Source organism: Duganella sacchari, from assembly GCF_900143065.1.
Classification (GTDB): domain Bacteria; phylum Pseudomonadota; class Gammaproteobacteria; order Burkholderiales; family Burkholderiaceae_D; genus Rugamonas; species Rugamonas sacchari.
The window spans coordinates 126,894-146,493 of sequence record NZ_FRCX01000015.1 but is presented as its reverse complement, the minus strand read 5'-3'; the positions used below and the strand labels follow the sequence as shown (position 1 = coordinate 146,493).

Annotated in this window: 22 protein-coding genes; 16 read left to right on the top strand and 6 right to left on the bottom strand. The window is 61.2% G+C overall.

Going from position 1 to position 19,600, the window contains the following annotated elements; genetic code table 11:
* The first annotated feature begins 5 nt into the window (after positions 1 to 5).
* The 9 genes from gshB to BUA36_RS26305 all read left to right on the top strand — a co-directional run bounded on the left by gshB (position 6) and on the right by BUA36_RS26305 (position 8,366).
* Entirely contained in the window at positions 6 to 956 is a 951-nt protein-coding gene (gene gshB / locus BUA36_RS26345) for a glutathione synthase (protein ID WP_072789178.1), read from the top strand.
* Between the two features lie 48 nt (positions 957 to 1,004).
* Entirely contained in the window at positions 1,005 to 1,412 is a 408-nt protein-coding gene (locus BUA36_RS26340) for a PTS sugar transporter subunit IIA (RefSeq protein WP_072789176.1), read from the top strand.
* Between the two features lie 41 nt (positions 1,413 to 1,453).
* On the top strand, positions 1,454 to 1,723 hold the full coding sequence (locus BUA36_RS26335; protein ID WP_072789174.1) for an HPr family phosphocarrier protein: 270 nt from the start codon (positions 1,454 to 1,456) through the stop codon (positions 1,721 to 1,723).
* A gap of 44 nt (positions 1,724 to 1,767) precedes the next feature.
* On the top strand, positions 1,768 to 3,516 hold the full coding sequence (ptsP, locus tag BUA36_RS26330) for a phosphoenolpyruvate--protein phosphotransferase (protein WP_072789172.1): 1,749 nt from the start codon (positions 1,768 to 1,770) through the stop codon (positions 3,514 to 3,516).
* Positions 3,517 to 3,594: 78 nt separating this feature from the next.
* Positions 3,595 to 4,743, top strand: coding sequence for a homoserine O-succinyltransferase MetX (gene metX / locus BUA36_RS26325; protein ID WP_072789170.1), 1,149 nt, complete (start codon positions 3,595 to 3,597; stop codon positions 4,741 to 4,743).
* Positions 4,740 to 5,342 carry a methionine biosynthesis protein MetW gene (gene metW / locus BUA36_RS26320; protein ID WP_072789169.1) on the top strand — a complete coding sequence of 201 codons (603 nt, stop codon included), beginning with the start codon at positions 4,740 to 4,742 and terminating at the stop codon, positions 5,340 to 5,342. Before metX ends, metW begins: the two co-directional genes overlap by 4 nt.
* Before the next feature lie 10 nt (positions 5,343 to 5,352).
* Positions 5,353 to 6,600 carry an AmpG family muropeptide MFS transporter gene (locus BUA36_RS26315; protein ID WP_072789168.1) on the top strand — a complete coding sequence of 416 codons (1,248 nt, stop codon included), beginning with the start codon at positions 5,353 to 5,355 and terminating at the stop codon, positions 6,598 to 6,600.
* Positions 6,587 to 7,468 (top strand): M48 family metallopeptidase, encoded by an 882-nt coding sequence (locus BUA36_RS26310; protein ID WP_072789164.1) that lies wholly within the window; start codon positions 6,587 to 6,589, stop codon positions 7,466 to 7,468. The genes BUA36_RS26315 and BUA36_RS26310 overlap by 14 nt, the downstream gene beginning before the upstream one ends.
* Position 7,469: 1 nt before the next feature.
* A complete protein-coding gene (locus BUA36_RS26305; protein ID WP_072789161.1) occupies positions 7,470 to 8,366 on the top strand; it encodes a pseudouridine synthase in 897 nt (298 codons plus the stop codon).
* On the opposite strand, the gene BUA36_RS26300 is transcribed toward BUA36_RS26305, so the two are convergent.
* The 4 genes from BUA36_RS26300 to BUA36_RS26285 form a co-directional block, all read right to left on the bottom strand.
* A complete protein-coding gene (locus BUA36_RS26300) occupies positions 8,363 to 10,675 on the bottom strand; it encodes a beta strand repeat-containing protein (protein ID WP_072789156.1) in 2,313 nt (770 codons plus the stop codon). The genes BUA36_RS26305 and BUA36_RS26300 overlap by 4 nt on opposite strands.
* Before the next feature lie 106 nt (positions 10,676 to 10,781).
* Entirely contained in the window at positions 10,782 to 11,195 is a 414-nt protein-coding gene (locus tag BUA36_RS26295) for a PIN-like domain-containing protein (RefSeq protein ID WP_072789153.1), read from the bottom strand.
* Complete coding sequence (locus BUA36_RS26290) at positions 11,192 to 11,881, bottom strand: DUF433 domain-containing protein (protein WP_072789150.1); 690 nt, start codon at positions 11,879 to 11,881, stop codon at positions 11,192 to 11,194. The genes BUA36_RS26295 and BUA36_RS26290 overlap by 4 nt, the downstream gene beginning before the upstream one ends.
* A 77-nt stretch (positions 11,882 to 11,958) precedes the next feature.
* Positions 11,959 to 12,732 carry an exodeoxyribonuclease III gene (locus BUA36_RS26285; protein ID WP_072789147.1) on the bottom strand — a complete coding sequence of 258 codons (774 nt, stop codon included), beginning with the start codon at positions 12,730 to 12,732 and terminating at the stop codon, positions 11,959 to 11,961.
* Positions 12,733 to 12,808: 76 nt separating this feature from the next.
* Here BUA36_RS26285 and pyrE point away from each other — a divergent pair, with 76 nt between their 5' ends.
* From pyrE to BUA36_RS26270, 3 genes are all read left to right on the top strand, one after another.
* Entirely contained in the window at positions 12,809 to 13,474 is a 666-nt protein-coding gene (gene pyrE / locus BUA36_RS26280) for an orotate phosphoribosyltransferase (RefSeq protein WP_072789144.1), read from the top strand.
* 75 nt (positions 13,475 to 13,549) lie between these two features.
* Positions 13,550 to 13,921 (top strand): hypothetical protein, encoded by a 372-nt coding sequence (locus BUA36_RS26275; RefSeq protein ID WP_072789141.1) that lies wholly within the window; start codon positions 13,550 to 13,552, stop codon positions 13,919 to 13,921.
* Positions 13,921 to 14,763 carry an alpha/beta fold hydrolase gene (locus BUA36_RS26270; RefSeq protein ID WP_072789139.1) on the top strand — a complete coding sequence of 281 codons (843 nt, stop codon included), beginning with the start codon at positions 13,921 to 13,923 and terminating at the stop codon, positions 14,761 to 14,763. Before BUA36_RS26275 ends, BUA36_RS26270 begins: the two co-directional genes overlap by 1 nt.
* Here BUA36_RS26270 and BUA36_RS26265 read toward each other — a convergent pair.
* Positions 14,747 to 16,039 (bottom strand): ATP-binding protein, encoded by a 1,293-nt coding sequence (locus BUA36_RS26265; RefSeq protein ID WP_072789137.1) that lies wholly within the window; start codon positions 16,037 to 16,039, stop codon positions 14,747 to 14,749. The two genes, BUA36_RS26270 and BUA36_RS26265, sit on opposite strands and share 17 nt — an antisense overlap.
* A complete protein-coding gene (locus BUA36_RS26260; RefSeq protein WP_072789135.1) occupies positions 16,036 to 16,713 on the bottom strand; it encodes a response regulator in 678 nt (225 codons plus the stop codon). Before BUA36_RS26260 ends, BUA36_RS26265 begins: the two co-directional genes overlap by 4 nt.
* A gap of 193 nt (positions 16,714 to 16,906) precedes the next feature.
* Between BUA36_RS26260 and BUA36_RS26255 the strand changes: the two genes are divergently transcribed.
* From BUA36_RS26255 to BUA36_RS26240, 4 genes are all read left to right on the top strand, one after another.
* The gene (locus tag BUA36_RS26255; RefSeq protein WP_072789133.1) at positions 16,907 to 17,482 is read left to right on the top strand and encodes a porin family protein; all 576 of its coding nucleotides are present in this window, start codon (positions 16,907 to 16,909) and stop codon (positions 17,480 to 17,482) included.
* A 7-nt stretch (positions 17,483 to 17,489) separates the two neighbouring features.
* Positions 17,490 to 18,248 (top strand): MipA/OmpV family protein, encoded by a 759-nt coding sequence (locus BUA36_RS26250; RefSeq protein ID WP_072789131.1) that lies wholly within the window; start codon positions 17,490 to 17,492, stop codon positions 18,246 to 18,248.
* A 2-nt stretch (positions 18,249 to 18,250) separates the two neighbouring features.
* Positions 18,251 to 18,931, top strand: a complete 681-nt coding sequence (locus tag BUA36_RS26245; protein WP_072789129.1) for a hypothetical protein — start codon at positions 18,251 to 18,253, stop codon at positions 18,929 to 18,931.
* A gap of 109 nt (positions 18,932 to 19,040) precedes the next feature.
* Positions 19,041 to 19,586: a PEP-CTERM sorting domain-containing protein gene (locus tag BUA36_RS26240; protein WP_084560354.1), complete on the top strand. Its 546-nt coding sequence runs from the start codon at positions 19,041 to 19,043 to the stop codon at positions 19,584 to 19,586.
* The last annotated feature ends 14 nt before the right edge of the window (positions 19,587 to 19,600 follow it).

The following is a 19,600-nucleotide window of genomic DNA, read 5'->3' as shown; positions in this document are numbered from 1 at the left end:
CCTCCATGAAAATCGCCTTCCTTGCCGATCCCCTGTCGACCTTTAAAACCTACAAGGACTCCACCTACGCCATGATGGTGGAAGCCGGCAAGCGCGGTCACGAGGTCTATGCGTTCCAGCAAAAGGACATGGCGGTGGAGCAGGGCGTGGTGACGGCCAGGGTGGCGCGCATCCATTTTACCGGCGACAGCCAGGACTGGTACCGCGCTGACGAACCGGCGGAAACCAATCTGGGCGAGTTCGACGCCATCCTGCAGCGCAAGGACCCGCCGTTCGACATGGAATACGTGTACGGCACCTATCTGCTGGAGCTGGCGGAAAAGCAGGGCGCCAAGGTGTTCAACAAGCCGTCGGCGATCCGCGATCACAACGAGAAGGTCGCCATCACCCAGTTCAGCGAATTCACCTCGCCGACGCTGGTGACGTCCGACGAAGCCCGCATCCGCGCCTTCCAGAAGCAGCACGGCGACGTCATCCTCAAGCCGCTGGACGGCATGGGCGGCGCCGGCATCTTCCGCGTGACCGCGGATGGCATGAACCTGGGCTCGATCATCGAAACGCTGACCGGCAACGGCAAGTACACCATCATGGTCCAGCGCTACATCCCGGACATCGTCAAGGGCGACAAGCGCATCCTGGTCATCGCCGGCAAGCCGGTGCCGTTCTCGCTGGCGCGCATTCCGCAGAACGGCGAAGTGCGCGGCAACCTGGCGGCCGGCGGCATTGGCGTGGCGCAGCCGCTGACCGAACGCGACTTCGAGATCGCCAATGCGCTGGGACCGATACTGGCTGCCCGCGGCCTGTTGCTGGTAGGATTAGACGTGATTGGCGACCATCTGACCGAAGTCAACGTCACCAGCCCGACCTGCTTCCAGGAGATTACCCAGCAAACCGGCTTCCCGGTGGCGGCGACTTTCATCGATGCGATCGAGGCGGCTGTTGCAGCGTCGGAATAATGTCTCCTATGACAAGAAATATTCATTACTTACTGGCGGTTTAACAATATGGTAGGCATACTGCTTATGACACACGCACCACTGGGCCAAGCCTTTCTTGCGGCTTGCGCGCATGTGTTTCGTGGTCCGACCGAGCATCTGGAAGCGATCGACGTGGTCGCCGACCAGGACCTCGGCGAAGTCCAGGCGCTGGCCTCGGCGGCCATCAAACGTCTCGACGATGGCGAAGGCGTGCTGGTCATCACCGATGTCAAAGGCGGCACGCCCGCCAACTGCTGCAACCGGCTGGCCGATGCGGGCCGGGTGGAGGTCATTGCAGGCATCAGCTTACCGATGCTGCTGCGGGCCATCACCTACCGCCGCGATACGCTGGATGTGGTGGTTGAAATGGCCCTGGCAGGCGCGCAAAGTGGAGCAGTGCGCGTCGACAACCGGATACGCGTCGGGGAAGCCTGACGTTTTTTAGCAATGCGCAATCTGATTGAGACAGAAGAAAAATGATTCAGCAAGAACTTGAAATTATCAACAAGCTTGGTTTGCATGCGCGTGCCTCCGCCAAATTCACCCAACTGGCAGCAAAATACAAAAGCGACGTCTGGCTCACGCGTAATGCGCGCCGCATCAACGCCAAATCCATCATGGGCGTGATGATGCTGGCCGCCGGCAAGGGCGCCAAAGTCATGCTGGAAGCCGACGGTGACGACGAAGGCGATTGCATCGCCGCCCTGACCGCGCTGGTTAACGACAAGTTCGGCGAAGGCGAGTAATGTCGCCGGAGCGCAGCCGACCCCGATTCCAGGTAGGCCCGCCGATGGCCTCGTTCACGCTGCATGGCATTCCGGTTTCGCGCGGCATCGCCATCGGCCGCGCGCACCTGATGGCGCCTGCGGCGCTCGACGTGCAGCACTATCTGGTGGCAGAAGAGCAGGTCGAGGCCGAAGTCACGCGCCTGCAGCAGGCGCTGGCCGCCGTGCACAAGGAACTGCAGACGCTGTGGAACGAGCTGCCCAAGGATGCACCGACCGAGCTGGGCGCGTTCATCGACGTGCATGCGCTGATCCTGTCCGACCCGATGATTTCGGAAGCGCCGCTGGACATCATCCGCACCCGCCACTACAACGCCGAATGGGCGCTGCTGACGCAGATCGATGAGCTGTCGGCGCAGTTCGACGAAATCGAAGACCCCTATCTGCGCGAGCGCAAGGCCGATATCCAGCAGGTCGCCGAGCGTGTGCTCAAGGTCCTCATGGGCACCGAGCGCCTGCTGCCGGACGCCGCGCCGGCCGGCGACGATGAATACCAGCCGCAAATGATTATCGTCGCCCACGATATCTCGCCGGCCGACATGCTGCAGTTCCGCGACCGTTCCTTCATCGGCTTCGTGACCGATGTCGGCGGCCAGAACTCGCATACGGCGATTGTGGCGCGTTCGCTCGACATTCCGGCGGCCGTCGGCATGTCCGGCGCTTCCTCGCTGATCGAGCAGGATGACTGGCTGATTATCGACGGCGATGCCGGCGTGGTCATCGCCAACCCCAGCGCGCTGGTGCTGGAGCAGTACCGCGAACGCCAGAACGCCGCCGCCCGCGCGCGCAAAAAACTCCAGAAGCTCAAGAAGACGCCCGCCATCACCAAGGATGGCACCGAGATCACGCTGCTGGCCAATATCGAACTGCCGGACGATTGCCCGGCCGCGATGGAGGCGGGCGCCAATGGCGTCGGCCTGTTCCGCTCCGAGTTCCTGTTCATGGGCCGTAACAACAAGATCCCGTCGGAAGACGAACAGTTCGAGCAGTACAAAAAAGCCGTGGTGGCGATGAAGGGCCGCCCGGTCACGATCCGCACACTGGACATCGGCGCCGACAAGCCGCTCGACCAGAGCGAGCAGACCGCGCTCAATCCGGCGCTGGGCCTGCGCGCGATCCGCTACTGCCTGGCGGAGCCGCAGATCTTCCTGGCCCAGCTGCGCGCCATCCTGCGCGCCTCGGCGTTCGGCAAGGTACGCATCCTGATACCGATGCTGGCGCATGCGTTCGAGATCGACCAGTCGCTGGCCATGGTGGCGCAGGCCAAGGCCGAGCTGCGTGAGCAGAACATCAAGTTTGACGACGATATCGATGTCGGCGCCATGATCGAGATACCGGCGGCCGCGCTGGCGCTGCCGATGTTCGTCAAGCGCATGGACTTCCTGTCCATCGGTACCAATGACCTGATCCAGTACACGCTGGCCATCGACCGGGTTGATTATGAAGTCGCACACCTTTACAATCCGCTCCATCCGGCTGTGCTGCAATTGATCTCGATGACGATTGCGGCCGGGCATAAAGCCGGGATCGACGTCGCCGTCTGCGGCGAAATGGCAGGGGATGTCAAACTGACACGCCTGCTGCTGGGCATGGGCCTGCGCGAATTCTCGATGCACCCTGCGCAGCTGCTGTCGGTCAAACAAGAAATCCTGAACAGCGACCTTGCACGCATCATGCCGCAGACACGCAAGATCATGCGCTCGATGGAACCCAACGTAATTGCAGACGCGGTCGAACAATTGCAGTTGATGTAGCACGTGGCGGAACCCACCCTCGCGGTTCCGCCTTGATAGATGGCCCGCGGGGCCGCCCCCATAAAAACTAGATCAACGATGTCTTCTCTGGGATACGTTAAGCCGCAAACCATGCATTTTGCCGAACCACTGGTTCTGCAAAGCGGCGCGTCGCTGCGCGACTATATGCTGATGTATGAAACCTACGGCACGCTGAACGCCGACAAATCCAATGCGGTGCTGGTCTGCCACGCACTCAACGCCTCACATCACGTCGCCGGCGAATATGAAGGCCAGCCGAAAAGCGCCGGCTGGTGGGACAATATGGTTGGTCCCGGCAAGCCGCTGGACACCAGCAAGTTCTTCGTCATCGGCATCAACAACCTCGGCTCGTGCTTCGGTTCGACGGGGCCGATGCACACCAACCCGGCGACGGGCAAGCCCTATGGCGCCGCCTTCCCGGTGGTCACGGTGGAAGACTGGGTAGCCGCGCAGGCGCGCCTGGCCGATGCGCTGGGCATCCAGCAGTTCGCCGCCGTCATGGGCGGTTCGCTGGGCGGCATGCAGGCGCTGGCCTGGTCCATCATGTACCCGCAGCGTTTGCGCCATTGCGTGGTGATCGCCTCGACCGCCAAGCTGTCGGCACAGAACATCGCGTTCAACGACGTTGCGCGCCAGGCCATCCTGTCGGACCCGGACTATCACGGCGGAGATTTCTACGCACATGGCGTGGTGCCGAAAAACGGCTTGCGCGTGGCACGCATGGTCGGCCACATCACCTATTTGTCGGACGACGACATGGCCGAGAAGTTCGGCCGCAAGCTGCGCGATATCGCCACCAGCGGCGACTACAAATTCGACTTTGGCGTCGATTTCGAAATCGAATCCTACCTGCGCTACCAGGGCGACAAGTTCAGCGAGTACTTCGACGCCAATACCTATCTGCTGATTACCAAGGCGCTCGACTATTTCGATCCCGCGCGCCACCATGGCGGCGATCTGGCCAGGACGCTGGCCGGCACGCAGGCCAAGTTCTTCCTGGCTTCCTTCACCACCGACTGGCGCTTCTCGCCGGAGCGCAGCCGTGAAATCGTGCAGGCGCTGGTCAGCAACCGCCGTCAGGTCACGTATGCGGAAATCGATGCGCCGCACGGCCACGATGCCTTTCTGCTGGAAGATCCGCGCTACATGAACATGGTGCGCGCGTATTACGGCCAGGTGTGGAACGAGATCGGGGACAAGGTATGAACTTCAATGATTTGAGCAGCGCGCGCCCGGACCTGGCGTTCATCGCGCACTGGGTGCAGAACAAGGCGCACGTGCTGGACCTCGGTTGCGGCGACGGCGTGATGATGGACTACCTGCAAAGCGACAAGCAGTGCAGCGGCTATGGCATCGAACTGGCCGACGACGAAGTGCTGGCCAGTACCCGGCGCGGCGTGCGCGTGATCCAGCAGGATATGGAAAACGGGCTGGCGCTGTTTGGCGATAACACCTTCGATACTGTGCTGTGCCTGTCCTCGCTGCAGATGATGAAGCATGTGGAAGCGCTGCTGCGCGATATCGTCCGCGTCGGCAAGGAAGCCATCGTCTCCTTCCCCAACTTCGCCTACTGGCCGCACCGCGTGGCCTTGCTGAAGGGGCGTATGCCGGTGTCGGAGTCGCTGCCGTACGAGTGGTACGACACGCCCAACCTGCGCTGCGCGACCATCAACGATTTTCGCGACCTGGCGGAAGAGTGTGGCTTGCAGGTGATGGAATGTGTAGCGCTGGCGGAGGGGAAGCGTGTATCCTTCCTGCCTAATCTGCGCGGCGATCTGGCCGTATTCCGACTACGTAAAAAATAACGACCGCTCAATGACCGACACCCGGCCCTGGTATAGCTACATCAACGGACGCACCGTTTCCATTCTGTTCCTGGGCTTCAGCTCCGGGCTGCCGCTCTACACGCTGATCTACCTGATGCAGGCGTGGCTGGCCAAGGCCGGGCTGGACGTGAAGGCGCTGGGCCTGTTCGGCCTGGCGATGTTCCCGTACACGTTCAAGTTCCTGTGGGCGCCGTTGATGGACCGCTACACCATCGGCCCGCTGGGCCGGCGGCGCGGCTGGATGGCGCTGACGCAGCTGGCGCTGTTCGTGTTTATCGGCGGCCTCGGTATGCTGGATCCGAAACTGGAATTGTCGCTGATTGCCGGCGTGGTGTTCCTGATCGCCTTCATGTCCGCCAGCCAGGACGTGGTGATCGACGCTTACCGCCGTGAGATCCTGGCGGAAGAAGAGCAGGGCCTGGGGGCGGCGATTATCGTCAACGCCTACAAGGCCGCGAGCCTGATTCCCAGCGCGCTGGGGCTGGTGATGGCGGACAGCCAGCCGTGGCAGGTGGTGTTCTGGACGGTGGCGGCCTTCATGCTGCCAGGCCTGGTCTGCACGCTGCTGACCAGGGAACCGTCGCTGTACGGCGAGCCGCCGAAGAATCTGCAAGAGGCGGTGGTGCTGCCGTTCCGTGAATTCATCAAGCGCGATGGCATCCGCCAGGCGCTGTTCATCATCGCCTTTGTGCTGCTGTATAAAATCGGCGATACGATGACCACCGCGCTGTCGACCAAGTTCTTCCTCGACCTCGGTTTTACCACCAAGCAGATCGGCCTGGCCGCCAATGCCACCGGCTGGTGGGCCAGCCTGGCTGGCGGTGCGGTGGGCGGCATCTGGATGATCAAGCTGGGCATCAACCGCGCGCTGTGGGTGTTTGGCGTGTTGCAGGCACTGGCGATCCTGGGCTTTGCCTGGCTGGCGAAAACCGGGCCTGATCCAGTGCTGCTCAGCGCTGTCTTCGGCTTTGAGGCGTTTGCCAGCCTGGGCCTCGGTTCGGCGGCGCTGGTGGCCTTCATGTCGCGCGCCACCGATCCACGCTATACCGCGACCCAGTACGCGCTGTTTTCCAGCCTGGCGGCGGTGCCGCGCACATTCATCAATTCTTCGGTAGGTTATATTGTTGCGGAAACCGGGTGGTTCTGGTTCTTTATCGTGTGCTTCATCCTCGCTTTCCCTGCAATGATGATGCTGCCGAAAATCGCTCCGTGGAATAGTAGACATGAAAAAGTTTAAATTGAAGAGCGTCGCACTGGCGCTGGTGCTGTGTACCGGCGCCCTGTCGCTGCACGCACAGAATGATGGTATTCCCGTTGATAAGCTGTCGCGCATGCGCGGCCTGGGCGGCGATGCCACGCAGTTCGATCAGCAATCGAAACTGCAATACAACCAGATGCTGGCCGAAGCGCACAAGAAGGATGCGGTGGCCACCGACACCAATCCGCAGCTGATACGGTTGCGCGCCATCGCCAAGCGCATCATCCCGTTCACTACACGCTGGAATCCGGATGCCGCCAAATGGGACTGGCAGGTCAACCTGCTGAATTCTCCCACCGTGAATGCCTTCTGCATGCCGGGCGGCCGTATCGCCTTCTACAACGGCATCCTGACCAAGCTGAATCTGACCGATGACGAAGTGGCGATGGTGATGGGGCATGAGATCGCCCACGCACTGCGCGAACACGCGCGCGAGCAGGCTGGCAAGAACAACGTCGCTTCGCTGTTCGGCCGTATCGCTGGCGCCGCTGGCGCTGCCTACTTCGGTGTTGATCCGCGTGTTGGCGATGCGTTGGGCAATGGCGCGGCAAAGATGGCGTCGCTGAGCTTCTCGCGCAGCGATGAAAGCGAGGCGGATATGGTGGGCATGGACCTGGCCGCGCGTGCCGGCTTTGACCCGCGTGCCGGTATCGCGCTGTGGCAGAAAATGGGCGCGGTGAACAAGAACCAGCCATTGCCTTTCCTGTCCACCCACCCGAGCGGCAATCAGCGCATCGAGGACATGAACAAGAATATGAACCTGGTGCTGCCGGTATTCGCGCGCGCCAAAGGGCTGGATGCCAACAACCTGCCGCCATACCGCTCGATCGCCTTGCCCAAGTCCTGATATGCCGCGCCATCCGCTGCCCATGCGCGACGGTGTCGCGCCCAGCTATCTGTATCTGCCGGAAGGAAGCTGGCCGAATCTGCTCAGCTTCCTGATCGAGCGCTTTCCCGATGTGCCGGAAAGCGCGTGGCGCGAACGCATGGCGCGCAACGACGTGGTGGATGGCGACGGCAATCCCTTGAATCCCGACAGCCGCTTCAAGCGCGGCTTACGCATCTTCTACTACCGCGAGCTGGATGCGCCGGAAACGCCGATCCCGTTCAAGGAGGAGATACTGTATATCGACGATCACCTGGTGGTGGTCGACAAGCCGCACTTCCTGCCGATGATACCCACCGGCCGCTTCCTGCACGAGACCCTGCTGGTGCGGCTGAAAAAAACGCTGGGCGAAGCGGACCTGACGCCGATTCACCGTCTGGACCGCGAGACGGCCGGCGTGGTGATCTTTTCGCGCAACGCGGCAAGCCGCGGCAAGTATCAGTCCATGTTCCAGAAGCGCGTGATCGAGAAGGAGTACGAGGCGCTGGCGCCGCGCCTGCACGGCGTCGATTTTCCGTTCACTTACCGCAGCCGCATGGTGGATGGCGACAAGTTCTTCATCATGAAGCAAGAGCAGGGCGAGCCGAATTCCGAAACGCTCATCGACGTCATCGAACATCGCGGCGACTTCACGCTGTATCGCCTGTTCCCGCATACGGGCCGTAAGCACCAGCTGCGCCTGCACCTGGCTTCACTGGGCATCCCGATTGTGAATGATGCGTTTTATCCGGTGGCGCTGCCGTGCAAGCAGGACGACGTCTCGCAGCCCTTGCAGCTGCTGGCGCGGTGCATCAGCTTCGTCGATCCGCTCAGCGGCGAGTGGCGCGAGTTCCGCTCGCGCCGCACGCTGCAGGGTTAGGCCGAGGTCAGGCTTGTATCGATGGTGATGTTGGCGCCGATCAGCAGGATCTCGTTGCCGACGGTGTGATACTGCTGGTAACCGTTCTGCGTGCCGCCGGAAGACCATAGGGAACCGTTCAGGTGGATGGTCGAGCCGGTGGCGTCCGCGCTGATGGACAGCGTGCCGCTGTCACTGAAGGTGCGGACAGCGCTGCCTGTGAGGATGGTCAGGCTGTTGGCTCCCTGGAAGCCGAAGTGGAGTTCTTCGATACCTTGCACATCCAGGTTCGCACCGCCCATCGTGCCCGAGAACTGGGTGTTGGCCGTGAGCTTGTCGCTGCCCAGGCCGCCGCGAATCACTACACCGTCGATGGTGCTGCAATAAATCACGTCATTGCCGGTGCCGGTGGTGACATGGGCGCCGAAACCTGTGCTGACCGTGTTGGCGCCATTGCCGGTGGTGACATAGCTATCGTTGCCGACAATGACCGTCGAATTGTCACCGGTGTTGATGGTGTCGCCATACCCGCCGCCGCCATTGACCCAGGCGTTGGCGCCGACGGTAATGTTGTCGATACCGCCGCCCGCGTACAGCGTAATGCCGGTGTACTCCTGATGGTGATACGTTGTCTCGCGCGCGCTCAGGTAGTAGGCGGTGGCGGTGACGTTGCCGGCGGTGTCGGAGATGCGTACGCCATATTCCTGCGCCGTCGACAGGTCGGTGGCCAGGCTCCAGCCGGCATGGGTGGCATCCGTTTGCGTCAGCGTCGCGGCCTGCCAGCTGACGCCGTGGTTCATGGTCACCTGAACCACCTGGTCGGTAATGGCCGAAGCGGTGGTCAGCGTGCCGGTGACACTGGTTTGCGTCTCGATGAAGTGGTTGCCGCTCAGCGTGTCGTTGGGGAATCCTTGCGTATCGACGGTGATGGCGGCGCCGCTGCTGGTGCTGCCGGTATTGCCTGCGACATCCACAATGCGCGCGGCCAGACCGTGGCTGCCGTCACTGAGGCCGCTCAGGCTGATATCGACCGTGTTGCGCGCGGCTGGGTTGTATTGATTGATGGTGAAGTAGTCATCACCGTAATACAGGTCGGCGGCCTGGATCACGTAGCTGCCCACCACGGCCGAGCTGTGATTGGTGTCGATAATCTCGATGGTGTCGCCGGCATGGAAGCCGTGCAGGCCAGCCACGTTCAGCGTGACCTTCTGCGGATTGTTGGTGATGCCATCGCTGGACGATACGCCGGTGTCGCTGCCCGTGGCCAGCGCCAGTGCGTGGCCCGCGAGCGCCACCGTGCTGGTGAGCAGCTTGTAATCGACGGAGGTGGTGCTGCTGGTATTGCCTGCAATGTCGCTTACGCGTGCAAGGATGGTGTGGCTGCCGGCCGTCAGCGTGACATTCGCCTGCCAGCTGTGGTTGTCCGCCGCGACATTGACCCAGCTGGCGCCACCGTCCAGCGAGATTTGCAGTGTCTGGTCGTTCTCTATCTTGCCGCTATACGTGCCGCTGACCGTTTGCGCCGCAGTCTGGGTAATCAGATCGGTGCTGCTGCCGCCGGTGTCGCTGGAGAAGGTCATCGTGCTGCTGACGTTGGCCTCGATCGGGTGATGGCTGTACGTGTAGCTGTGGCTGGCCGTACCGCTGTTGCCACCAGCGCTGTTGCTGACGCGAGCCAGCAGGGTGCCGTTAAAACCGCTGAAGGTGCTGCCCGTCAGGTTGCCGGTATCGATCACGCCGATGTAGTTCCAGGCATGGGTATCGGCATTCGCGGTGCCCTGATGCCAGCTGGCGCCGTTGTCGAGCGAGACCTGGATGAATTCGTTGACGCCCAGCGTACCGGTGTACGTGCCGCTCAGGGTTTGTTCCTGCGCGGAGGTAATGTAATCCGCGCTGCTGGTGCCGGTATCGGTGAAATGGATGCTGGCGCCGATCACCGCCGCCGGCGTTGCCGGTGCGCTGCTGCCACTGGCGGTAAAGCCAAACAGCCGGGTCGAGCTGATGCTGGAAGAGGCGTCATTGGTGCTGTTGTCGAGTAGCGCGGCCGACTGCATGGTGACGCTGTAGTGCAGGCCCGCTTTGAGTGCAGCGCTGAGCTGGATGATGACATCCTGGCCGCTGTAGCTGATTTGCGTGTCGTTGTGGACCAGCGTGCGGGTATCGGTCGCGCCGATGATGCGGCTGGACAGGCCGCCAGCGCCCATATAGGACTGGCTGTTGCCATCGCTGATCACAATATTGCCCGTACCGGCCTTGATGGCGCGGTCGAAGTGCAGGGTAATGGTAGTGCTACTGGAGGCGGTTACGGACAGCAGGACAGGCGTGGTCATGGCAGTTCAAGGAAATCCTAAGCGAAGTGCCAATGATAACAACGAAACACAGTCCTTTCTAATTAGTAAATTTCATAAACGACAGTTTGTGCGGCTAAACAACGCCTTATAGCGCGACAGTTTGAAACCTGCTCACGGCAGCACGCCGCCACGGTACCCGATATGCCCCATCGCTGACCTGTACCGAATGGGTGATGATTTGCGGCCACCATTTAACCAGACGTTCGGCTTGTACCCAGTAGCGCTGCCGGGACCATTGGCTGTCCAGGATAAAAATGATATGCCCTGCACGGCGAATTGCTGCACGTTCTGCATTGTGCTGCTTTTTGAATCGATCAATGGAAATGATGCACCAGGGACCATCGTGTTGCAGTTCACCTATCCAGGTCAGATCGGGAGCATTGCGGGCGAACCGTTCGGTCAGATGAATGACTTGTTCGACAGCGGGATCCACGGCCGACAGAGCCTGAATCCCGTGTGCCAGGTGAGGCGACAGGCTGTTGTCGAAGAAATATTTCAAGCCGCGAGTCTTTCTTCAAACTCTACCGCGTCATCGACCATGGAAGGAGAAAGATTGAAGATGCGCGCCACCATTGCGGTGTCGCGCAACTCTGCCAGGTAGGACGCATAAATCGTGTCAGTAGGGATGCCGCTGTCCGTAATGATGGGCGTTCCAAATTGGCGGCCAGGGTCGAGGACGACGGTTTTCTTGTCTTCTAATGGATACCAGCGCGTTGCGCCATCGATGCCATATTCAATGCCCGCATACAGGGAGGGTTTGATGATGTCGGAAAAAACAAACTGTTTTTTCAGTACGTCGATGATCTTTTCTTCGCCCGTGGCTGTCTCTACAGCATTGAGAAATATCCGTTTTCCGTCAGTGAGGAACGCTCGCTGGGTGAGTGGGAAGTCAGTGCCGTATTGTTGGGACGCTGCTTCAATGGTGGCACGGATGACTTTAAGATTGACTCCGTGCTGCAGGAAGGCCAGGACCATGCGCGCTTCCAGCAAATCCCGGAAGCCAATGACTTCCCCAGGAAGCCCTTGGCCTTCATGTTGTGTGGTCCAGAGCGGTAATGATCTAACGTGTTTGCCGTGGTATTTACGGGCGTATCCATACAGCCAGCGGCGTAGCGCGCGCGGCTCTGTGCCAAGCAGCTTGGCGGCTTGGCTGAGTGGATAAATACCAGTCCCGAGAACGCTCATATGTGGCCGCAAGTGGAAAAGGAAGCCCTTGCGGCCAACGTTATCAGATCAGCGGCCGTGGAGCAACGCTGAATCGCTTACAGCGCGCCGTATTCGATGGTCAGCGGTGCGTGGTCGGAGAATTTCTCTTCTTTGTAGATGGCGACCGTGGTGGCCTTGGCGGCGATGCCCGGGGTGGCCACGTGGTAGTCGATGCGCCAGCCGACGTTCTTGGCGTAGGCCTGGCCGCGGTTGCTCCACCAGGTGTATTGCTCTTCACGCGGATCGAGGCCGCGGTGGACGTCGACAAAGCCCACTTCGTCAAAGATGCGGGTCATCCATTCGCGTTCCTCGGGCAGGAAGCCGGAATTCTTTTTATTGCCTTTCCAGTTCTTCAGGTCGATTTCCTTGTGGGCGATGTTCCAGTCGCCGCAGATGACCACTTCACGGCCTTCGGCATGCAACTGCTGCAGGTGGGGCAGGAACAGGTCCATGAAGCGGAATTTGGCTTCCTGGCGCTCCGGGCCGGACGAGCCGGACGGGCAGTAGACGGAAATTACGGTCAGATTGCCGAAATCACAACGCACGTAGCGGCCTTCCGCATCGAACTCTGGCGCGCCGAAGCCGATGACCACGCGGTCCGGTTCAATCTTGCTATACACGCCGGTGCCGGAATAGCCTTTTTTCTCGGCGTAGTGGAAGTGGCCGTGGTAGCCGCCCGGGTTGAGGAATTCCGGCGTCATGTCCGGCGCTTGCGCCTTGAGTTCCTGCACGCAGACGAAGTCGGCGTCCTGTTTGGCCATCCAGTTGAAGAAGCCTTTGGACGAGGCGGAACGGATGCCGTTCAGATTGGCGGAGATGATTTTTGGCATAGATGAATCGCTGCGGAAATGTCGGAATGCGCTAGTGTAGCGGTAAAATACGGGCACTTTAAAGAAATGAGGCATCATGAACAATCTTCGTCAGGAATTTATCGCGTTTTCGGTCCAGAGCGGCGTACTGCGCTTCGGCGAGTTCACCACCAAGGCCGGACGCCAGTCCCCTTACTTCTTCAACGCCGGCCTGTTCCATGACGGCGCCACGCTGGCCCAGGTTGCGCAGTTCTACGCGCAGACGCTGCTCGATTCCGGCGTACAGTTCGACATGCTGTTTGGCCCGGCCTACAAAGGCATCACGCTGGCCTCGGCCACTGCCGTGGCGCTGGCCGGCAAAGGCCGCAACACCTCATTTGCCTTCAACCGCAAGGAAGCCAAGGACCACGGCGAAGGCGGCACCATCGTGGGCGCCAAGCTGCAAGGCAAAGTGGTGATCATCGATGACGTGATTTCGGCCGGTACCTCGGTGCGCGAATCGGTGGAAATGATACGCGCCGCCGGCGCCGAGCCATGCGCCGTGCTGATCGCGCTGGACCGCATGGAACGCGGCGGCAAGGATGGCCAGATCTCCGACCTGTCGGCGGTGCAGGAAGTGACCCAGAAGTACGGCATCCCGGTCATCTCGATCGGCAACCTGGACGACCTGTTCGCTTACCTGAACGGCGCTGGCGCTGATCCGCAGCTGAGCCAGTACAAGGACGCAGTGGCCGCCTACCGCAGCCAATACGGCATTGTTTAATTAGCTATATTGCTAGACATTGATATTTCTATGGTGTAACCTTATTTTGGTAGGAGACCAAAATAAGGCACATCCATGAACATCGCAACACTCAAAGTACACGGCGACCCGGAAGGCCTGGCAGACGTCCGCGACGGCCTGCCAACTGAACCGCATGGCGACTGGCAAAAAGGCGACGTCAAGCCGGACGGCCGTGTGCGTATCGATTCCGGTTTTTATGTGGCGATCGGTACGGAGCAGAATCCGGTGGAGCTGCTCAAGCAGATCCGTTTCTACCTTGGTGAATGCAAGGCGCGCGGCATCCATTTTGAGCGTTCCGATGTCGCAGCCGAGCTGCGCATCTCCTTCCCGAGCGACGAAGGCGCGGCAACGCCGACGCTGGATCTGTCGCTGGCCGACATGACTACCCTGGTCGAGATGGGCATTAACCTGAGCATCACCGCCTGATGCGCTTCGCCGAAGACCGCCTCACCACCTTCACCGCGGGGCAGGGTGTGCAGCGCCGTGTCCACGTATGGGAACCTGCCGCACCGCGCGCGGTGATCCTGGCCATCCACGGCGGCATGGCCCATGGCGGCGACTATGTCACGCCGGCCCTGTATTTCCGCCAGCATGGCATCGCCACCGTGGCCTACGACTTGTGCGGCCACCAGGATGCACGGCGCGTGGATATCCCCGGCTTCCACATCTTCCTCGATGACAGTGCGCTGTTCCTGAAATGGGTGAAGCAGCAGTATCCTGGCTTGCCGGTGTATGTGATGGGCCACTCGATGGGGGCGCTGATCGCCACCCACCTGGGCCTCGGCCATTTCGCCGGAGACGCCGCCGTTAAAGGCTTTATCCTGTCTTCGCCGTATTACGTGAACGCGATCAAGGTATCGCCGGTGCTGCTGGCGCTGTCCGGTGTGCTCGGTGCGCTGGCGCCGCGCATGAAGGTGCCGCTGGCATCGCTGACGCACCAGCTCACGCACGACAGCAGCATCACCGCGCGCCATTACGACGATGAGCGCGACAACATCCGCGCCAGCGAAATCACGGTCCGCTTTGGCAATGCGCTGACGGCGGCCCAGCAAGGGCTGGCGGCACGCATGCCGGGATGGACGCAGCCGCTGTTCGCGGTGGTGGCCGGTGACGACAAGCTGGCCGATGCCGATGCCGGGGAGGCGATACTGAAGGCCGTGCCGGCGCATCTGCTGAGCTATCACCGCTATCCGCAGAACTTCCACGAGAACTTCAACGAACTCAATCGCGAACAGATCTTTGCTGACATCCTTAAATGGATGCAGTAAAACGGGCGCCACCCAGCGGTGACTCGTCGATGGTGATGGCGCCGCCATGCAGCTGGATGGCGCGCGCAGCGATTGCCAGTCCTAAGCCATAACCTCCCGCCGCGTGGTCGGCGTCACGCGACAGCCGGTAGAACGGCTCGAAAACCTGGGTGCGCGCTTGTGGCGGAATGCCTGGGCCATCATCTTCAATCACGATGTGCAGCTGCTCGCCACGCGTTGCCGTCAGCGTGATGCGCGACTGCGCGTACTTGGCCGCATTCCCCAGCAAGTTGTTGATGGCGCGCGCCAGCAGGCGCGCATCGCCGTGCAGTTCGCCCAGATCGTCCGCGATGCTGGCGCTGAAGTGCTGGGTGCCCGGCTGCGGCACGCAGGCGCGCAGCAGCGGCGTGACTGCAAACGGTTGCTGCTGCATGGCTTGCGTTTGATCCAGCTGATTCAGGCTCAGTAACTCGTTGACCAGCGCTTTCAGTTCACCGACATCGGTTTCCATGGCCTCCAGGCGGCGCAGCAGCGCTTCGTCGTCGCCGGCATGACGTTCGCGCAGCAGCTCCATGCCGAATTCCAGCCGCGCGATGGGCGTGCGCAGCTCGTGCGATACCGAGTGCAGCAGATGGCGGCGGGCCTCCAGCAGCGCGGCGATGCGCTCCGCCATGTCGTTGATGTGGCCTGCCAGCGGCGCAATGCTGGCGCTGCGCTCGACGCTGGCGCGTGCAGTCAGGTTACCGCGGCCGAAGGCATCCGCCATCTGCGACAGCGACTGCAAACCGCGCCAGTGACGGCGCGACCACCAGCCGATGGGCACCAGCAGGAACAGCGCAATCAGGCCGAAACGTATCGCCTCCATGTTCAATGCCTCGCCGATGTCGATGGGCAGGTGCTGGGCGTGGATCACGTCGTCGTCGCTGCCGATGTAGCGCATGCCTCTGAGGTCGACGCGGCGGTAGTAGGCCTTGTCTGTCACATCCATCACCACCTCGCCACGCAGCAGCGCGGCGTGCTGGCGTGCGGGCAGGGCGGCCAGTGCGGTTGCCAGCGGTTGCAGTTCCAGTGTGACTTCGGAGACTTCGCGCACCTTGTTCAGGCGCGGCAGCCATTCATCGGCAGGCGCCTGGTCGATGTACTGCTCCAGCAGGAAGATCTGGCCGGCCGCCTGGCGGCGTGCGATCTGTTCCAGCGGGTCGCCAAACAACAGGCGGAAGGTGAGGTAGATCACGGCGCTGGCCAGCGTCATCGCCAGCAGCACCAGGAGTGCGAAGCGCCGGAAGAGGCGATTCATTCCCAGGCCGAAGGGCTGAACAGGTATCCCTCGCCCCAGACGGTCTTGATGCGGTCCGTGCCGCTGTCGCCGAATTTGCGGCGCAGGCGCGAAACGCAGTTGTCGATGCTGCGGTCCAGGCCATCAAACTCGATGCCGCGCATCTTGACCAGAATGTCGTTGCGGGACATGACCTTGCCCGACGCATCGGCCAGTATCAGGAACAGCTTGAACTCGGCGCTGTTCATCGGCACTTCCTGTGCGCGCCAGTGTACGGTGCGGTTCTCGCGCGAGATGCGCAGCTGGCCAAACACGATATCGCTGCCGGCGATGCTGGCGCCACGCCGTTGCAGTGCGCGCAGGCGCGCCAGCAGCACGCGCGGCTGGACCGGTTTGTTGACGTAGTCGTCGGCGCCCTGTTCGAGGCCGGAGACTTCGTCGAAGCTGTCTTCGCGTGCGGTGAGGATCAGGATGGGAACGGCGCTGAGCTGGCGCAGCTGGCGGCACACCACCAGGCCATCAATGCCAGGCAGCGTCAGGTCGAGGATCACGAGGTCGGGCTGCGTATCGCGGAAGCGGTCGAGTGCAAGGTCGCCACGGCCGACCACATCGACCTGGTAGTCGTAGCCGTCGAGGTATTCCTTTACCAGCGCGGCCAGCCGCGCATCGTCTTCCACAAGCATTACACGCTGCATCGCATCTCCTGTTTGGAGCACCATTGTAGTAGAGCGCGCGGCCAAATTGGCATTTTCGACAATCAGGTACAACTGTGTACACTTTTTATACAAATGCGCCCTACAAATTGAGGACAATTCTGCGACAGATCGCGGCGGATTCCGTCCGGATGCTTCCCTACCATGGAGGCTCTTACTTCACACGGAATCTGACATGAACAAATTTTTGTGCACCACCCTGATCGTTCTCGCGGCAAGTTCGGCGGCGCATGCCGAGGATCTGTACCTCGGCGCCAACGTCAGTCCAGGCAAGGGCAAGCTCAAATTATCCGATGGCACTGGCCAGGCTGATCGCGACGCCAACAAGAACTCGGTGTATGCGGGCGTGTTTGCCGGCTACGTGCTGTCGCCGTCTTGGGCGCTGGAGGCTGGATATCGTGGCCTGGGTAATGAGTACACGTTTGATTTTCCGGACAGTTATCGCCTCAAGCTCAAGCCCAGCGTAGCCTATCTGGCCGCGCGGAACACGTGGCAGCTGAGCGATGACTGGTCGCTGTACGGTAAGGTGGGCGTTGCGCAAGGACGCATGAAGGTGGATCTGTCGGACAAGAGCGGATCAGGCAGTAGCTCGGTGCATAAAACCGGCCTGTATCTGGGGCTCGGCGTGGCCTATATGGTCACCAGGGATGTGGCGCTGCAGCTGGAACTGGAACATACGGATAAACTCAAACAGCCAGGCCTGAGCGTGTCGATGGATAAGTTTTCATTGGGCGTGAAGGTCGGTTTTTAAGGAAGACATGAACAAGCTATTCCCATTGATGCTCTTGCCGCTGTGCGGCGTGGTGTGCGCAGAAGACAGCATGTCGATGATGCCGGACGGTAGCCGGGACATGTATGTGGGGATAGCAGTCGTGACAGGCAACGCAGCAGCAGCCGGGGAGAAACGCCCGGTGCTACTGCGCCCGCTGCTGCAGGCGGAATGGAGTAATGGCATCTTCGTATCGTCTGGCGGCATCGCCGGATGGCATCTGTCGCAAACGGCTGGCGTGGAATATGGCCCGCTGCTGGCATCCACCAACTCGCGCGAACCGCGCGACGACCGGCGTTTGCGCGGTTCGCATGCCATTCGCGGTTCGCTGGATGCGGGCGGATTCTTCAATTACTACCTGGGCGAGGATGCGCGGCTGCGCTCCAGCATCCTGTACGACACCAGCGCACACGGCTTCCGTGGCGATGTAGGTGTGCAGCGGAGCTGGACCGGATTGGCGCCGCATCACACACTGTCGCTGTCTGCGGGCGTATCGCTGGCCAGCGACCCGGTCATGCGCGAGCGCTATGAGGTGCGCCGCGATGCTGGCGGTGTGCGGGATTACACGCCGTCCGGCGGCGTGGCTTCGGTCAATGCAGGCGCCAACTGGAACTGGTCATTGAACAGCCGGTGGCTGCTGAGCAGTGCCGTGACGGTGACGCGCCTGGGCAGCGAGCCTGCCGCCAGCCCGATTGTCGAACGCCGCACGTTCACCGTGTTGTCCACTGGCCTGGCGTACCGGTTCTGACCATGCGTGCGGTGATCCTGCTCCTCCTCTGCCTGTTGACGGCGTTCGCCTGCGCGCAGGAGGACAGCGACTGGATCGCCTACCGCGATGCCTACCGCCAGATGATCTGGTTTGAAAAATACGGTAAACCCAAGCAGTTCCTGCAGAATCATTACCGCCTGCGGCCGCGTGACAAAAGCATCTCGATGGATGGCGTGCGGCTGACGTTGAACAGCAAAGCCGCGCAGGTATCGCTCGCGCTGGATGCATTGGGCCGTGCGGTGTTCCCGTTTTCCAAAGCGGCGTATGACGACAACGCGGAACTGGTGGTCAACCGCAAGGCGAGCCAGTTCAAGGCCGGGCCGTGGGTGTCTATCGTCACGCGGCCGGATGGCGTCTACACGGCGGCGGACTTGCGTACCGCGTGCGAACAGCAGCTGGCGTATTTGCGCTACTCGGGCGTCAACGCCGGCAAAGGCTGCGTGGGTGTGCAATTCACTTATGGGCGCAGTGATACGGCGCAGGTGCAGTTCCATGCGACTGGCGCTGCGCCGGTCACGCTGGCCGTCAAGGACGGACCGGCGTTTGCGGACGATGTGGTGCAGAACCTGCGCGTGGTGGTTTACCGCTTTGCTTCCTTGCCGGAGGCCGGGCAGCTTGTTACGGGCAGCACACCGCTGGCCATTGCCGGACTGTTTGAATAGCCGTTGATACAATACGAAACAAAACGGACGCCAGTTATTAATTTGTTGTCATGCGTACGTAACAAAAGAATCACATCATTCCGGCTCCCATCATCTCAGGTAGCCATCAATGAAAAAAATTATTAGCGCAGCCCTCCTGTTGGCGGCGTTTGCATCCGCACACGCTGAAACGTTTAACTTCTCCTACACCTTCGCTGACGGTCCGGCCGTTACCGGTTCCCTGACCGGCCACCTGGTTGGCGACCTGGTGGAAGGCGTCTCCAATGTCCACATCAATTTCAACGGCACGGATTTCGCAGGCGCCCTGAGTGGCGCTTCGTGGAGCGCGGTCACGCATGACTGGAGTAGCGCCGCAGGTGCGGTGGTGTCGACCAACGCCGCCAAAAACAATTTCATCTTCGCCGACGCCGACCCGCAGCACAACGCGGCGGATGTCAGTACCCAATTCTACTTCGTCAACAGCAGGGACGCCCTGATTGGCAATCAAGCCTACGCGGTGAACTGGAACAACGGCGACATCGCTTTCGATCAGCCGACCCGCAATGCGACCTGGTCGCTGGTTGCCGCGCCGGTGCCTGAACCAGCCAGCACCGCCATGCTGCTCGCCGGCCTGGGCCTGGTGGGCACGTTTGCGCTTCGCCGTCGCCAGGCTTGATCTGGTCCCATCAC

What these genes read in the sequence shown, in the direction of transcription:
- gshB (WP_072789178.1), top strand. Translation starts at nt 6, where the DNA reads ATGAAAATCGCCTTCCTTGCCGATCCCCTGTCGACCTTTAAAACCTAC.
- BUA36_RS26340 (WP_072789176.1), top strand. Translation starts at nt 1,005, where the DNA reads ATGGTAGGCATACTGCTTATGACACACGCACCACTGGGCCAAGCCTTT.
- BUA36_RS26335 (WP_072789174.1), top strand. Translation starts at nt 1,454, where the DNA reads ATGATTCAGCAAGAACTTGAAATTATCAACAAGCTTGGTTTGCATGCG.
- ptsP (WP_072789172.1), top strand. Translation starts at nt 1,768, where the DNA reads ATGGCCTCGTTCACGCTGCATGGCATTCCGGTTTCGCGCGGCATCGCC.
- metX (WP_072789170.1), top strand. Translation starts at nt 3,595, where the DNA reads ATGTCTTCTCTGGGATACGTTAAGCCGCAAACCATGCATTTTGCCGAA.
- metW (WP_072789169.1), top strand. Translation starts at nt 4,740, where the DNA reads ATGAACTTCAATGATTTGAGCAGCGCGCGCCCGGACCTGGCGTTCATC.
- BUA36_RS26315 (WP_072789168.1), top strand. Translation starts at nt 5,353, where the DNA reads ATGACCGACACCCGGCCCTGGTATAGCTACATCAACGGACGCACCGTT.
- BUA36_RS26310 (WP_072789164.1), top strand. Translation starts at nt 6,587, where the DNA reads ATGAAAAAGTTTAAATTGAAGAGCGTCGCACTGGCGCTGGTGCTGTGT.
- BUA36_RS26305 (WP_072789161.1), top strand. Translation starts at nt 7,470, where the DNA reads ATGCCGCGCCATCCGCTGCCCATGCGCGACGGTGTCGCGCCCAGCTAT.
- BUA36_RS26300 (WP_072789156.1), bottom strand. Translation starts at nt 10,675, where the DNA reads ATGACCACGCCTGTCCTGCTGTCCGTAACCGCCTCCAGTAGCACTACC.
- BUA36_RS26290 (WP_072789150.1), bottom strand. Translation starts at nt 11,881, where the DNA reads ATGAGCGTTCTCGGGACTGGTATTTATCCACTCAGCCAAGCCGCCAAG.
- BUA36_RS26285 (WP_072789147.1), bottom strand. Translation starts at nt 12,732, where the DNA reads ATGCCAAAAATCATCTCCGCCAATCTGAACGGCATCCGTTCCGCCTCG.
- pyrE (WP_072789144.1), top strand. Translation starts at nt 12,809, where the DNA reads ATGAACAATCTTCGTCAGGAATTTATCGCGTTTTCGGTCCAGAGCGGC.
- BUA36_RS26275 (WP_072789141.1), top strand. Translation starts at nt 13,550, where the DNA reads ATGAACATCGCAACACTCAAAGTACACGGCGACCCGGAAGGCCTGGCA.
- BUA36_RS26270 (WP_072789139.1), top strand. Translation starts at nt 13,921, where the DNA reads ATGCGCTTCGCCGAAGACCGCCTCACCACCTTCACCGCGGGGCAGGGT.
- BUA36_RS26265 (WP_072789137.1), bottom strand. Translation starts at nt 16,039, where the DNA reads ATGAATCGCCTCTTCCGGCGCTTCGCACTCCTGGTGCTGCTGGCGATG.
- BUA36_RS26260 (WP_072789135.1), bottom strand. Translation starts at nt 16,713, where the DNA reads ATGCAGCGTGTAATGCTTGTGGAAGACGATGCGCGGCTGGCCGCGCTG.
- BUA36_RS26255 (WP_072789133.1), top strand. Translation starts at nt 16,907, where the DNA reads ATGAACAAATTTTTGTGCACCACCCTGATCGTTCTCGCGGCAAGTTCG.
- BUA36_RS26250 (WP_072789131.1), top strand. Translation starts at nt 17,490, where the DNA reads ATGAACAAGCTATTCCCATTGATGCTCTTGCCGCTGTGCGGCGTGGTG.
- BUA36_RS26245 (WP_072789129.1), top strand. Translation starts at nt 18,251, where the DNA reads ATGCGTGCGGTGATCCTGCTCCTCCTCTGCCTGTTGACGGCGTTCGCC.
- BUA36_RS26240 (WP_084560354.1), top strand. Translation starts at nt 19,041, where the DNA reads ATGAAAAAAATTATTAGCGCAGCCCTCCTGTTGGCGGCGTTTGCATCC.